The sequence below is a fragment of the Sphingobium sp. MK2 genome (genome assembly GCF_040170545.1).
Lineage (GTDB): Bacteria > Pseudomonadota > Alphaproteobacteria > Sphingomonadales > Sphingomonadaceae > Sphingobium.
In genome coordinates this window covers 1-13,240 of sequence record NZ_JAZDXA010000026.1, presented here as the reverse complement: position 1 = coordinate 13,240, position 13,240 = coordinate 1, and the positions used below count along the sequence as shown (strand labels likewise).

The window sequence follows — 13,240 nt, the reverse complement described above, 5'->3', positions numbered from 1 at the left end:
ATGAAGAAACTGGCGGTCTATTGCGGTTCGGCGACGCCGGCCGACCTGACCTATATCGACGCGGCGCGCATGGTGGGCCGAACGCTGGCGGAGCGGGGCATCGGCGTCGTCTATGGCGGCGGGCGGCTGGGCCTGATGGGCGCGGTCGCCGATGCGGCGCTGGAGGCGGGCGGCGAGGTGATCGGGGTGATCCCCGAAGCCCTGGTCGGCGCGGAAGTCGCCCATCGCGGCTGCACGGAGTTGCACGTCGTCCAGACGATGCACCAGCGCAAGCAGCTCTTCACCGACCTGTCGGACGGCTTCATCACGCTGCCCGGCGGGGTCGGCACGATGGACGAATTGTGGGAGGCGATCAGTTGGGCACAGCTTGGCTATCATCAAAAGCCGGTCGGGTTGCTCAATGTCGCAGGCTTTTATGACCAGTTGATCGGCTTCAACCGGGAGATGGTGGCAGCGGGCTTCATCCGGCCGCAACATGCTGGGATTTTGATCCATGCCGAGGGGATCGACGAATTGCTGGATGCGCTGGCCGCCTATCAGCCGCACGAGACCATCTTCGCGATGAAGGCGGGTCGGCTCTGATCCTTTAGGGCCGAATGACTTGAAGTTGAATCGTCATTGCGAGCGCAGCGAAGCAATCCATAGGCATCTTAATGGATTGCTTCGCCCCGCTCGCAATGACGACGAGAATGAACCTCAGGTCATCATACTGTAGCGCAAGCTTAGGGATAGGGGATGACTTGGGCAGGCGGGCAGGGCATGGCGATGACATGACCGACCTGCCCATATTCGACCGCCCCGCGCTCGTCGCCCATGCCAGACAGAGCATTGCGCGCGGCTCCAAATCCTTTGCCATGGCATCGACCCTGTTCGATCCGCAAACCCGCGAGCGCGCCTGGCTGCTCTATGCCTGGTGCCGCAAATGCGACGATATCGCCGATGGGCAGGACCATGGCGGGACATTGCAGGGCGTTGTGGACGGGCAGGCGCGGCTGTCGACCATCCGGGTGATGACCGATAGCGCGCTGCGCGGCGAACCGACTGGCGATCCGGCCTTTGACGGCTTTGGCGTGGTGATGCGCGAATGCGCCATTCCCGCCCGCTATGCCCATGATCTGATCGAGGGCTTTGCGCTCGATGCGCGCGAATGGCGGCCGCGCAGCCAGGACGATATGCTGCGCTATTGCTATCATGTCGCGGGCGCGGTTGGCTGCATGATGGCCGTGCTAATGGGGGTCGATCCCGATGATCAGGCGACGCTCGACCGGGCCTGCGACCTGGGCCTTGCGTTCCAGCTCGCCAATATCGCCCGCGACATCAGCGAGGATGAGGCCGCCGACCGCTGCTACCTGCCGCAGGAGTGGCTGGCCGAAATGGATATGCCGCCCGGCGAACATATGAAGCCCTGGGTCCGGCCCCGCCTGGCCATATTGGCGCGGCGCATGGCGGACATGGCGGCGGCCTATGAGGACAGCGCGCGTCATGGCACTGGCGCGCTGCCGCCACGAGCGGCCTGGGCGGTGCTGGCGGCGGCGGGCATCTATGGCGACATCGCCCGCGAAGTCGCGCGCCGGGGCGAACAGGCCTGGGACGGGCGCGTAATCACGACCAAGGCGGCGAAATTGGGCTGGCTTGCGCGGGCGGGCATGCAGGTGATCGGTCGCGCCAGGCGTTGGCCTGCCGATGCGCCCCGGCCCGCGCATTTATGGACGCGCCCGACCGCCTGATTGCAGCCCGAAAAAAAGGGCCGATGCTTTCGCACCGGCCCCAGGGCTGTTCGCAGGAGGAACAAGGTGGGGCGGGCGGGCCATGTCCCGGTCGGGCGGCCCGCCCTGCCAAACTTACATATTGTAGGCGCGCTCGCCGTGCTCGCCGAGGTCGAGACCCTGCTGCTCAACTTCTTCGCTGACCCGCAGACCAGTGACGGCCTTGGCAATGAAGATGGCGATGGCGGTGCCGACTGTGGCCCACACAATGGAGACCAGCACAGCGATGATCTGCGTCATCACCTGGGCACCCATGGCGGTCGAACCGTCGCCGGGGCCACCCAGGAAGGGCTGGTAGACGATGCCGGTGCCGATGGCGCCGACGATGCCGCCCACACCATGGATGCCGAAGGCGTCCAGGCTGTCGTCATAGCCGAGCTTCGGCTTGATGACCGACACGAAGTAGAAGCAGATGATCGAAGCGAGGGCACCAAGCACGATGGCACCGAAGGGGCCGGAATTGCCCGCAGCCGGGGTGACGGCGACCAGACCGGCGATCACGCCGGAGCAGAAGCCGAGAGCCGACGCTTTGTGGCCATTCGCCTTTTCAGCGAGCATCCAGAACAACGCACCCGACGCGGTGGCGACGAAGGTGTTGATCATGGCGAGCGCGGCCGTGCCGTCGGCTTCCAGTTCGGAACCCGCGTTGAAGCCGAACCAGCCAACCCAGAGCATGCCGGTGCCGATCATCGTCATCGTCATGCTGTGCGGTGCCATCGGCTCCTTGGGGTAGCCGATACGCTTGCCCAGGATGAGGCAGGCGACCAGAGCGGACACGCCAGCGTTGATGTGAACCACGGTGCCGCCGGCAAAGTCCAGCGCGCCCATTTCGAACAGCAGACCGCCGCCCGCCCAAACCATGTGCGCGATCGGGAAGTAGACGATCGTCAGCCAGATGGCGGTGAACAGCATGACCGCCGAAAATTTCATGCGCTCGACCACAGAACCCAGGACCAGCGCAGCCGTGATGGCGGCAAAGGTCATCTGGAAGCTGATGAACACATATTCGGAGATGACTTCGTCGGAGAAGGTGGCCGCCGTGCTGTCGGTGGTGACACCAGCCAGGAACCATTTGCCCCATGAAATGAAGGCATTGCCTTCAGGGCCAAAGGCCAGACCATAGCCGTACATGACCCAGATGAGCATGGCGAGGCAGGCGGCCGCGCCGATCTGCGTCATCGTCGCCAGCATATTTTTCGACCGGGTCAGGCCGCCGTAGAACAGCGCTAGGCCGGGCAGGATCATGAGCAGAACCAGGACGGTCGAGGTCATCATCCAGGCGTTGTTGCCGGGATTGGGGACGGCGGCGGCGGGTGCCGCTTCGGCGGCTTCCTGCGCCCAGGCAGGCAGGGCGGCGAAGAGCGACAGCCCCGCTGCCCCCGCCATCCCGCAAAGTTTCTTGGAAAAGGTCATCATTTCCCCCTTCTTACAGCGCGGTTTCGCCGGTCTCGCCGGTGCGGATGCGCACGGCCTGACCGACATCGAGGACGAAGATCTTGCCATCGCCGATGGCACCCGAATTGGCCGCTGCCTGCGTCGCTTCCACGACGCGCGGTGCCAGGTCGTCGTCGCAAACGACCTCGACCTTGATCTTGGGAACCATGTTGGTGGAATATTCCGCGCCGCGGTAAATTTCGGTCTGCCCCTTTTGGCGACCAAAGCCCTTCACTTCGCTGACCGTCATGCCTGCGATGCCGAGCGAGGATAGTGCCTCGCGAACATCGTCGAGCTTGAACGGCTTGATGATAGCCATGACAAGTTTCATGTCGCCCCCTGTTACTGGTGTGCGGGGACTTACTCAGCAAGAGGCGTGCCAATTTGCTAATGGCGCGTTAATACGGGCTTAGCCTGCGGCGCGACGAGAAGCAGCGCCGAAAAATTGAGCAGCGGCGCGCGCCTGCTCAAAAAACAGGCAGCATCAGCCTACCATTGGCCGCCTTCCGCGATAGCTGCCTCTTCATCGGGCAGCGTCGTGCGGCCTAGGGCGGCGTTGCGGTGCGGGAAACGGCCGAAACGGGCGATGACCGCGTGGTGATCACGCGCAAAGCCGAGCCAATGGTCATCGCCGGCGCCTTCAAACAGGGTGAGCGCCATCTCTTGATCTTCCAGCGCTTCGCTATGCATGAAGGGCATGTAGAAGAGGAGCCGCCCGGTCCCGCCGATCTGGATGTCGTAGCCATGGGCGATTGCGCCGCGCGCGACATCGCGGGCCAATCCATCGCTGGCGAAGGCCTGGGCGGTATCGCGGAACATGTTGCGGGGCAGTTGGTCGAACAACAGGATCGCGGCCAAGGCCTCATCGGCGCGATCAAGGAAGGCTTCGGGTGGCAAGCCCTGCTTTTCCTGCCACAGATCGCCGAAACGGGCGATGCAGCGCTGGTCCAACGCGGGGTCTTTATCCCACCATCCGGTCTCGCCGACCTCGTTGAACCAGAAGTCGAGCAGGGCCGCGGCCCAGTCGGCGGTCACGGCATCATGGCTGTCGGTGAGCATGTTCATACCGACCTATACAGACGAGCGGCCGATCCGGTTCCACCATAGACCGCTTACGGCGATCAGGTCGCCGTGCCGCCCACCGTCAGCCCCTGCATCAACAATGTCGGCTGGCCAACGCCCGCGGGCACGCTCTGCCCGCCCTTGCCGCACATGCCGATACCCTCGTCCAGCGCCCAGTCGTTGCCGATGCCGACCACCTTGGTCAGCGCCGTGGGGCCATCGCCGATCAGCGTCGCGCCCTTGATCGGGTCGCCCAGCTTGCCATTCTCGACCTTATAGGCCTCGGTGCAGGAGAAGACGAACTTGCCCGACACGATGTCGACCTGCCCCCCGCCAAAGCTCTTGGCGAAGATGCCGGTCTTCATGCGCGACAGCAGCTCTTCGGGATCGTCATTGCCGCCCTTGATGAAGGTGTTGGTCATGCGCGGCATGGGGCCATGGGCATAGCTTTCGCGGCGGCCGTTGCCGGTGGGTTCGACCCCCATCAGCCGGGCATTGAGCCGGTCCTGCATGTAGCCGCGCAAGATGCCATCCTCGATCAGGATATTTTCGCGCGTCGGCGTGCCTTCATCGTCGATCGACAGCGACCCGCGGCGGTCGGCGATCGCGCCGTCATCAACGACAGTGACGCCGGGCGCAGCGACGCGCTCGCCAATGCGGCCGGAAAAGGCGCTGGTGCCCTTGCGGTTGAAATCGCCCTCCAGACCATGACCGATGGCTTCATGCACCAGCACGCCGGGCCAGCCGGGGCCGAGCAGCACGGTCATCTCGCCCGCAGGCGCAGCGACCGAGCGCATATTGACGCGCGCCTGGGCCAGCGCTTCGTCGATCGCGCGGCTCCACACGACCGGGTCCATGACCTGATCGTAGAGATAGCGTCCGCCAATGCCAAAGCTGCCGGTTTCGCGGCGGCCATTGTCTTCGAGGATCACCGAGACGTTGAGGCGCACGAGCGGGCGGATGTCGGTGGCGGTAAAGCCGTCGGCGCGGACGATTTCGACCACCGACCAGCTGCCTGCCAGATTGACCGACACCTGCGCGACGCGCGGATCGCGGGCGCGGGCGGCGGCGTCGATCGCGGCGCACAGCGTCACCTTTTCGGCGAAGGGGACGATCTCCAGCGGATTGGCGTCGGTATAGAGATGGCGGTTGGTGCGCTGCGGTGGTGGGGCGGGCGGCGCGGCGGCGGGATCGAGCAGGGTCAGCGTCTGCGCCGCCTTGCGGATCGCCGCTTCGCTGATGTCGTTGGCATGAGCAAAGCCGGTCATTTCGCCCGACACGCCGCGCAGGCCGAAACCGGCATCGGTCGAATAATCGGCGGTCTTCAGCCGCCCGTCATCGAAGCCGAAACTCTCGCTGGCGCGATATTGCAGGTAGAGTTCGCCATCGTCGCAGCTTTTGAGCGCATCGGCGGTCAGGCGGCGGGCGCCATCGGGGTCAAGCAGGCCCGGACGATAGAGCAGGCCACGGGCGTCGGTAAAGTGCGCGGAAATATCGGTCATGCCATCCGATATAGGGACGGCATCACCCAAGCCCAACGGAAAAGTTAGAGGCTTGCCCCGGATGCGATGTCGGGCTTGTCGCCAATGTCCGCCGTGTCGGCCACGCCGCCGATCAGCACGAAGCGCCGGTCGCAATAGCCGCAATCGACATAGCCATGTTCGTCAATCTCCAGAAAGACGCGCGGATGGCCGAGCGCGGCGGGAATGTCGCCCGATCCGTCACAAGAAACGCGGGTTTTGGAGACTCGGAGGATTTCTGGCGGCTGGATCATGATCGGGGGAATTAGCAGTGCGGACGCTGCGCCGCAATATGCCGCTACATCAAAGGTAGCGGTGGTGCCTTGCATGGGGTCGAGGCGTCGCCTTTCCGGGCCTTGACGGCGGGTTGCCAGTCGGTGCAATCCTTGGCCGCCATCACCGCGAGCGGCGACAGCATCAGCAGGGCAGGCGCGAGAGTGCTGCCGAGGAAGATGGGATTGGGCATGGGAAATAGATGCCGCATCCATACTTGCTGCGCGATGAACGTTACGCAGGCGGTTTGGATTGGTGGCGACCTCGCAGCATGACTGTTCGGGAGTTTTGCCGGAAACCGTCCCCCGGACGGTTTCTGTTCGGCAAAACTGGTGGGCGATGACGGGCTCGAACCGCCGACATTCTCGGTGTAAACGAGACGCTCTACCAACTGAGCTAATCGCCCCCTCAGGGAATTTTGCGCTTCTACGCGAGTTTTTTCATTCGTCAACAGGGCGCGCCGAACAAAACGACAGCAACCAGAACATGCGCGTATCGAGCATCTCGACATAGTCCTGGCTCAGGAACGATGGGGGATTCTCTTACTTACAGGCAGCGACCATTGTGCTGTATTACTGTGGTGACGAAAGGCGCAAGTTATGGCATGTCGGGTATGTACATAGCAGGAATATCAGCATAGTTTGCGCTGCGGGACCAAGCAATATCGTCCCGAATTTTTCGAGCAGGTGCGCCCGCATAAATTGCATTGCTCTTCAATGCAGCCGATGCAATCGAAGACTGTCCTAGAACAGTCCCGGACCCTATTTTTGCTCCTTTGTGAATGCGCGAACTATTGCCAAGCCAGACATGATGTCCAACAAATACATCTTTAGCCATGTTGAGTGGCTTTCGTGTCTTTGCATCGAAGATGGCATGGCCATCAGTCGTTCGTATCATAACTCCACTCGATGCCATGCAATCGTTTCCAATGGCAACAATATTACCACTCTCCGAAAATATCACGCCACCTTCCCATGTCGTATGAGAACCGATCACAACTACGGAATTTGAAAAACTAACTTTAATCATCAAGCCACGTAAGCGGCAGTTTTCTCCAATTATAATTGCAGAATTATCACCATTAATTGTAAAAGTGCAGTTTTCTAATATGCTATTTGCTCCGACAGAAATAACACTTTCGGAGCCTACTGCTGCGGTTTTGTTTAACCCGCGCAAACATATGGCGGAAGAATCGAGTGCGATGACAGCCCCCTTATTTGTGGCACGGCGATAATCTGCTCCATCGACAACTTTGGGGGTGCCGCCACTTGGAATTTGCCCGACGTCAATTTCTCCGAATGGGTATACTTCCATGACATGTTCGCACGTGGATAGGAAAAGTTTCCTTACTAATTCAAGCATAGATTTTCCCCTGTGAGATCATAAGTTTAATTAAATTAAACTATTGTGATAGAAATATTGTTTTGTCTATAAAATGAAAATTTATACATAGTGATATAACGCCCATACGGATATATTTCTATCATGCACACGTCTGTATGACGATCCCTGCTCGCCTTGCCATTGGATCAGTTAGTGAAAGCCAGTGCAAGCAATTCAATAGGCGATGGCCTGTGAAAACGTCGTGATCGTCAACTCGCCAGCAGGCGGCGGCTGGCCCCGAACCAGCGGATCATCGCGTCGGCGGCGTCCTGCGCCAGCGCGATGAAGATGCGGCGGCCATCCTGCGGGTCGGCCTGTCGTTCCACCAGACCCTTGGCGGTCAGGGTGCGAATCCAGCGCAGCGCCGTGGTCGGCGGCACGGCGGCGGCGATGCACAGGCTGGAAACGGAAACGCGCTCCTGTTCCAGCCGGGCGGCGAGCAGGTCGAGCAGCATGTCCCAGGCGGGGTCGGCGAACAGGTCGCCGGGCAGGAAGTCGGCACGGATACGGCGCGCGCGCAGGAGGTCGCGCACCTGCGTCGCGCTGAGTGTTGGCGTCTGGGCATAGGCTTTGGGCGCGGCGGCACCGATCGGCGCGAGCGCGGGCATGCCGATATAGTCGCTCGGCCGGTCGGCAATGCGCGGGCCGGGGTCGAAGGAGGGCGCGGCAAAGTGGGACCGCTGCGTCAGCGCGTCGAGCGTGCGGGCGAGGCGGCTGACCTCCGCGCTTAACTGTTCCAGCCGGCTACTGTCCTGATCCCGGTCATGGACCTGACCGGGGGCAGGGCGTTCTTCGCCTGCGGTCACCAGGGCCGCGGCCAGGTCGCTATGGTCGGGATCGCACAGCAATTGGGTGTGCGATCCGTGGGCGGCCGCAAAGGCCAGATCGATCGTCTCCCATCCCGCGACCAGGATGACGGCCATGCCCTGCCCGACCGCCTGCGCCTCCACTTGCGCCAAGAGGGATTCCAGCGCGGGGGTCGCTGCGGGACAGAAAAGCAGCAGCACATCGCACTGCAACTGGCCATCCAGCCGGGCCGAGGCATCGGCGAGCGGCGCGACGCCCAGCAGCCGCAACCCGGCGGCATCGGCCACCGGCGTCAGGTCCGCCACATCGATTCGGTCAGCGATGACGAGCAGGCCTGCCCGATGATCGCGCCGCAAAGGATCCGCCCTGCCCATGTTGTAGGAAAAATCTTCCATTGTTGCCCCGCTCCGTTCTAGCTTCGTTCCTGGGAATAAAGCAAGAACGGATCAAAGCAGCCGCATCTGTCGCCATAGTGACGATAATCTGGTGCAAAGGGGCGGGATACCGGCCCTGGGCGGGTGTTTTTCCACCATGTTCGCGCCGATCTGGCGGGACGGGTGGGCGTGCCGCCCTATCCCTCCATTATGGAGTCATTTGTCAGGCGGCGGTGGCGCGCGCGAAGGCGATGTAGAGCGCGCGCAGCCGCATCGCGACCGGGCCGGGGGTGCCGTCGCCGATCCTCTGTCCGTCGATCCGCACCACTGATTGGCACAGGGTCGAGGCGCTGGCGATGAACGCCTCCCGCGCGGCAAGGGCCTCCGCCACGGTGAAGGGTCGATGCACCACCGCGATGCCGCTTTCCTGCGCCAAGGCGGTCAGTGCCGCGCCGGTGCAACCCGCCAGCACCGCCTGGCTATAGGGGCGGGTGACGATGCCTTGGTCAGTGACGATGAAGGCGGTCGAGGATGCGCCTTCGGTGACGAAGCCATCTTCCACCATCCACGCCTCCTGCGCGCCTGCGTCGCGCGCGGCCTGTTTGGCCATGACCTGGGCGAGCAGCCCGACGCTCTTGATGTCGCGCCGCGCCCAGCGCAGGTCGGCCATGGTGGCGACGCTGATGCCGGTGCGGGCGGCGGGCACGTCCAGCACCGGCTTGTCCGCAACGAACAGGAAAAGCGTGGGTTCGATATCGGGCGCGGCGAGAAAATCGCGGCCTGCCTCCGCCCCGCGCGTGAGTTGGAGATAGACCAGCCCCTCGCTCACGCCGTTGCGCGCGATCAGTTGCTTCTGCACCGCCTCCACCTGCGCCAGCGACACGGGCAGGCGGATGCCGAGCGCGTCCGCTGAGCGCTCCAGTCGCGCGAGATGGCTGGCGCTGTCCACCAGCCGCCCGTCGATCACCGCCGCGACCTCATAGACGCCATCGGCGAAGAGGAAGCCGCGATCGAGCGGCGAAATGCGCGCCTCGTCCAGCGGCAAGAAGGCACCGTTCAGATAAGCGATCGCCATAAGGCCCGTCCTCCGCTCTGATCCGTTTCTAACCGCCGAAGCTGACGCCGATCCATAAAGTGCGTGGCGTGCCCAGATCCATCGATCCGCCCGCATTGCGCGTCACGACCGTCTCGTCCAGCAGATTTTCGCCCCGCGCCACCAGCGTCACGCCGCCCGCCAGCGGCAGCCGCGCGATGGCATCGACGGTGATCGCACGCGGCAGGACGTCGCTTTGCAGATCATCCTCATATTGTTTCGCGACATAGCGCAGCGTGGTCGACAGCGTCGGCCCCTGCGCCGGGCTGTAGGCGATGGTCGCGCTGGCGGCATGGCGCGGGCTTTGCGCCGGGGTGAGGCCATCGAACGCCTCGCCCGGCGCATGCACGCGGCTGCGGCTATAGGCATAGGAGGCCGACAGGCGCATGGTGCCCAGCGTCGCGTCCGCCGTCAATTCCACCCCCTTGGCGACGATCCGGTCGATATTGCGGCGCTGGCGCGTGGTGGCGGTCAGCGTCACATTGGCGACCGCATCGTCCAGCCGGTTGATGAAGCCGGTCGCCGACAGGCTGATGCCCGGTGCCGGGGTCAGGTCGATGCCGACCTCCGCGCCTTTCAGCTTTTCCGGCGTCAGCGCGTCATTGGCCTGCGTCGTGATCGGAAAGACCACGAAGGGGCGATAGAGTTCGTTGAGCGTCGGCAGGCGGAAGCCGCTATAGGCCGCGCCGCGCAGCGCGATCACGTCGCTCGCCCGATAGAGCGCACCCGCCCGGCCCGACACTTCCCAGTCCGACCGATCGGCATAGTCGCTCGACGTGCCGACGCCGCTGGTCGCGCTGACCTGCCGGTAGAAACCGTCGCTGATCGACCAGCGGTCGGCCCGCACGCCGCCGGTCAGCACCAGCCGCCCGTCCGGCCCGGCTGGCGTCCAGTCATCCTCCACGAAAATCCCGCGCGTCCATTGCTGGCCCCCGGCATGGCGACGGAAAGTCGCGGGATTGCTGGCGCTGTTCGCATTATAGGCGTCCTCGAACATGTCGCCGCTGGCAAAGCGGCTGTCGACGCCCACGCGCAGCACATGCGCGTCCCCCACCGGCGGGCGCAGCTCGATCTTGCCGCCGATCCCGGTCGAGGGCGTGTTGCGCTGGTCCAACGTCCGGCGGAAGGTGGAGGAGGAGATGACGATGTTCGAGAAATTGCGCACCTGCACATAGGCGAGCGCATCGACCTGCCACCGGCCGCGATCGATATAGCGGATGCTGGCGTCCTGCCCCTGGCTGCTATTGTCGGCCCCGGCAAAGCGCAGCGTCCGCTTATCCTCGAACAGGGTGGCGCGAAATTGCACCTCCGACGTGGCGGAGACCGGCGCGACCGCGCGCAGGTTGGTGGACCAGCCATCATAGGCGGCGGGCACGGTCGCGGCGACACGCTGGTCCCTGGGCGTGGTCTGGAACCCGTCGCCCCGGTCCCACCGCCCCGACAGCGAGACATAGCCGCTGCCAAGGTCTGGCGTGACGCTGGCGGACAGCTCGGTCGAATCGCGGCTGCCATAGAAGGCGCTGGCGGCAAAGCCAGGCAACTGGTCGCGCGTCGCGCTCGCCAGTTCGATCGTCCCTGCCACTGCGCCTGCGCCGAACGCGCCGATGCCGCCGCCGCGCGTCACCCGCACCACCGAGAGGCGATCAGGCACCAGCGCGCTGAACGGGATATAACCGAAAAACGGGTCCGCCATCGGCACACCGTCGAGCAGCACGAGCGTCCGGCTCGACGCATTGCCGCCCAGCGCGCGCAGCGTCGCCCCCTGCGCCGAAGGATTAGCCGACCGGCTGTCGGACCGACGGAATTGCTGGAAGCCCGCGACATCGCCCAACACGCTTTCGATCCGGCCCGATGCGCTGTCCTGCAGGCGCTGGCGATCAATCACCACGGATCCATAGGCGGGCGTGCCGGGCGGCAGGTCCAGCCCCGCGCCGGTCACGACGATGGTAGCCGGATCACCCGCCGCCGGTTGCGCCAGCGCGACGGTCGGCAGGAAGAACAGGATGGCGGGAAGGGGGAGAGATTTCATGCCCCCGCTCTCCCCATTTCGGCCGCCTTTTGCAAATGGAAAGGCCGCGCCTCACTCCAGCCGGCGGATCGCCCGTTCGTCGCAAGTGGGCGTGACCCGCTCGACCGGACTGATGCCGGGCACCTGCAGCGATTGCCCGATGCGCAGCGGCGCGAACCGCTTGCGCGCAATCCCCTGGCACCGCAGCGCCAGTTCCAGCATGCGCGGCGGCGTATCCCATTGTTCGTAGGACAGGCGGAACGTGCCCCAATGAATGGGGATGGCGGTCGACGCGCCCAGCCGCTTGAACATCTCCACCGCCTGGATCGGCCCGACATGCGCGTCCGACTGCATCTGCCCCTTCCAGAAGCGGAACGCGCCGATCGGGATCAGCGCCAGCCGGATCGGCCCGATCCGCGCCGCCTCGATCGGCCAGCCCATGTCGCCCGCGCCCGTGTCGCCCGCAAAGAAGATATTGCCCGCCCGCGTCGCGATGACGAAGCTCGACCACAGCGCCCGGTTGCGGTCGCTGCCCCAGCGGCTGCTCCAATGATGGTTGCGGGTCACATGGACGCGATAATCGGGGCAATGTTCGTAATTGCCGCACTGGATTACCGCGCCCGGCGCCAGCCCGTTGAGCGCCGCGCCGCTGACCGACTGGCCCCAATCGAGCGCAGTCGCCGGAATGCCATGCGCGCGGAGCAGCGCGTCATTGCCAAGGCTGGTGACGATCTTGGGCTTGTCCCGTTCCCATAGGCGCTTGAGCGTCGGCAGGTCGAGATGGTCGTAATGATTATGGCTGATGACGATCAGGTCGATCTTGGGCAGATCATCGAAGCGGATGCCCGGCTCGGCCACCCGCTTGGGGCCAAAGGGGGGCAGGGGGCTGGCATGATCCGACCAGATCGGATCGGTCAATATGTTCAGCCCCGCCGCCTGCACCAGCACGCTCGCATGCCCGACCCAGGTCGCCACCATGCCGCGCGGCGCGGCGAAGGGCGCAGGCTTGGCGGGCTTGACCGCAATTCCGACCGGCCATTGCGGTCGATCGTCATCGCCCAGCAGCCAGCGCAGGATGAACCCCTGCCGACTGGTGCCGGGCGGCGCAGGCACGTCGATCGCGCCATCGGGATTGAAGAAATGCGTGCCATCATAATGGCGGCTGACCGGCCCGTCATAATAGATGCGGTCGAGGAAGGGCGGAACGATGGTGATCGCCAGGCACAGCGCCACCACCGCGAACAACAGCGCGACCCCCAAGCCCCTGACGATGCGGATAAGCCGACCCATGCGGAGCGCCATAGCGGACGGGAGCGGGGGAGCAAGAGGGGTGTGGGGGTGACGTGGCGCGAAAGGAGCCGATTGGTCTCGGCTATCTGGGTGGCGCAATCGCGCACAAAACGCCGCAACTCTTAGGGCATTCCGTCCGCGCGATGTGATGGGTGTCAACGGCGGTCAGATTCCAGGCCATCGGGGCGGAGTAAAAGCAGGCCACTGTTGATGCGGGCCTGACGATATGA

13 protein-coding genes and 1 tRNA gene are annotated in these 13,240 nt (G+C 64.1%); 2 read left to right on the top strand and 12 right to left on the bottom strand.

Going from position 1 to position 13,240, the window contains the following annotated elements:
* Positions 1–582, top strand: coding sequence for a TIGR00730 family Rossman fold protein (locus V2I08_RS12600; protein ID WP_349635421.1), 582 nt, complete (start codon positions 1–3; stop codon positions 580–582).
* A 188-nt stretch (positions 583–770) separates the two neighbouring features.
* Positions 771–1,727, top strand: coding sequence for a phytoene/squalene synthase family protein (locus tag V2I08_RS12595; protein ID WP_349635420.1), 957 nt, complete (start codon positions 771–773; stop codon positions 1,725–1,727).
* 114 nt (positions 1,728–1,841) lie between these two features.
* On the opposite strand, the gene V2I08_RS12590 is transcribed toward V2I08_RS12595, so the two are convergent.
* The 12 genes from V2I08_RS12590 to V2I08_RS12535 form a co-directional block, all read right to left on the bottom strand.
* Positions 1,842–3,179 (bottom strand): ammonium transporter, encoded by a 1,338-nt coding sequence (locus tag V2I08_RS12590; protein ID WP_349635466.1) that lies wholly within the window; start codon positions 3,177–3,179, stop codon positions 1,842–1,844.
* A gap of 13 nt (positions 3,180–3,192) precedes the next feature.
* On the bottom strand, positions 3,193–3,531 hold the full coding sequence (locus V2I08_RS12585; RefSeq protein ID WP_037476545.1) for a P-II family nitrogen regulator: 339 nt from the start codon (positions 3,529–3,531) through the stop codon (positions 3,193–3,195).
* A gap of 158 nt (positions 3,532–3,689) precedes the next feature.
* A complete protein-coding gene (locus tag V2I08_RS12580; protein WP_349635419.1) occupies positions 3,690–4,265 on the bottom strand; it encodes a DUF924 family protein in 576 nt (191 codons plus the stop codon).
* Between the two features lie 56 nt (positions 4,266–4,321).
* A complete protein-coding gene (gene tldD / locus V2I08_RS12575; RefSeq protein ID WP_349635418.1) occupies positions 4,322–5,764 on the bottom strand; it encodes a metalloprotease TldD in 1,443 nt (480 codons plus the stop codon).
* Positions 5,765–5,808: 44 nt separating this feature from the next.
* Positions 5,809–6,036 carry a zinc-finger domain-containing protein gene (locus tag V2I08_RS12570; protein WP_349635417.1) on the bottom strand — a complete coding sequence of 76 codons (228 nt, stop codon included), beginning with the start codon at positions 6,034–6,036 and terminating at the stop codon, positions 5,809–5,811.
* 44 nt (positions 6,037–6,080) lie between these two features.
* Complete coding sequence (locus V2I08_RS12565) at positions 6,081–6,248, bottom strand: hypothetical protein (protein ID WP_349635416.1); 168 nt, start codon at positions 6,246–6,248, stop codon at positions 6,081–6,083.
* 137 nt (positions 6,249–6,385) lie between these two features.
* Positions 6,386–6,461, bottom strand: a tRNA-Val gene (locus V2I08_RS12560).
* Positions 6,462–6,652: 191 nt separating this feature from the next.
* Complete coding sequence (locus tag V2I08_RS12555) at positions 6,653–7,417, bottom strand: hypothetical protein (protein ID WP_349635415.1); 765 nt, start codon at positions 7,415–7,417, stop codon at positions 6,653–6,655.
* Positions 7,418–7,647: 230 nt separating this feature from the next.
* Positions 7,648–8,640, bottom strand: a complete 993-nt coding sequence (locus V2I08_RS12550) for a MarR family transcriptional regulator (RefSeq protein WP_349635414.1) — start codon at positions 8,638–8,640, stop codon at positions 7,648–7,650.
* A 202-nt stretch (positions 8,641–8,842) separates the two neighbouring features.
* Entirely contained in the window at positions 8,843–9,694 is an 852-nt protein-coding gene (locus tag V2I08_RS12545; protein ID WP_349635413.1) for a D-amino-acid transaminase, read from the bottom strand.
* Positions 9,695–9,722: 28 nt separating this feature from the next.
* On the bottom strand, positions 9,723–11,741 hold the full coding sequence (locus V2I08_RS12540) for a TonB-dependent receptor domain-containing protein (RefSeq protein WP_349635412.1): 2,019 nt from the start codon (positions 11,739–11,741) through the stop codon (positions 9,723–9,725).
* A 51-nt stretch (positions 11,742–11,792) separates the two neighbouring features.
* Positions 11,793–13,010 carry an MBL fold metallo-hydrolase gene (locus tag V2I08_RS12535; RefSeq protein ID WP_349635411.1) on the bottom strand — a complete coding sequence of 406 codons (1,218 nt, stop codon included), beginning with the start codon at positions 13,008–13,010 and terminating at the stop codon, positions 11,793–11,795.
* Positions 13,011–13,240 lie beyond the last annotated feature (230 nt).

Bases quoted from the DNA above. Each gene is read 5' to 3' on its own strand.
- V2I08_RS12600 (WP_349635421.1), top strand. From the start codon at position 1: ATGAAGAAACTGGCGGTCTATTGCGGTTCGGCGACGCCGGCCGACCTG.
- V2I08_RS12595 (WP_349635420.1), top strand. From the start codon at position 771: ATGACCGACCTGCCCATATTCGACCGCCCCGCGCTCGTCGCCCATGCC.
- V2I08_RS12590 (WP_349635466.1), bottom strand. From the start codon at position 3,179: ATGACCTTTTCCAAGAAACTTTGCGGGATGGCGGGGGCAGCGGGGCTG.
- V2I08_RS12585 (WP_037476545.1), bottom strand. From the start codon at position 3,531: ATGAAACTTGTCATGGCTATCATCAAGCCGTTCAAGCTCGACGATGTT.
- V2I08_RS12580 (WP_349635419.1), bottom strand. From the start codon at position 4,265: ATGAACATGCTCACCGACAGCCATGATGCCGTGACCGCCGACTGGGCC.
- tldD (WP_349635418.1), bottom strand. From the start codon at position 5,764: ATGACCGATATTTCCGCGCACTTTACCGACGCCCGTGGCCTGCTCTAT.
- V2I08_RS12570 (WP_349635417.1), bottom strand. From the start codon at position 6,036: ATGATCCAGCCGCCAGAAATCCTCCGAGTCTCCAAAACCCGCGTTTCT.
- V2I08_RS12565 (WP_349635416.1), bottom strand. From the start codon at position 6,248: ATGCCCAATCCCATCTTCCTCGGCAGCACTCTCGCGCCTGCCCTGCTG.
- V2I08_RS12555 (WP_349635415.1), bottom strand. From the start codon at position 7,417: ATGCTTGAATTAGTAAGGAAACTTTTCCTATCCACGTGCGAACATGTC.
- V2I08_RS12550 (WP_349635414.1), bottom strand. From the start codon at position 8,640: ATGGAAGATTTTTCCTACAACATGGGCAGGGCGGATCCTTTGCGGCGC.
- V2I08_RS12545 (WP_349635413.1), bottom strand. From the start codon at position 9,694: ATGGCGATCGCTTATCTGAACGGTGCCTTCTTGCCGCTGGACGAGGCG.
- V2I08_RS12540 (WP_349635412.1), bottom strand. From the start codon at position 11,741: ATGAAATCTCTCCCCCTTCCCGCCATCCTGTTCTTCCTGCCGACCGTC.
- V2I08_RS12535 (WP_349635411.1), bottom strand. From the start codon at position 13,010: ATGGGTCGGCTTATCCGCATCGTCAGGGGCTTGGGGGTCGCGCTGTTG.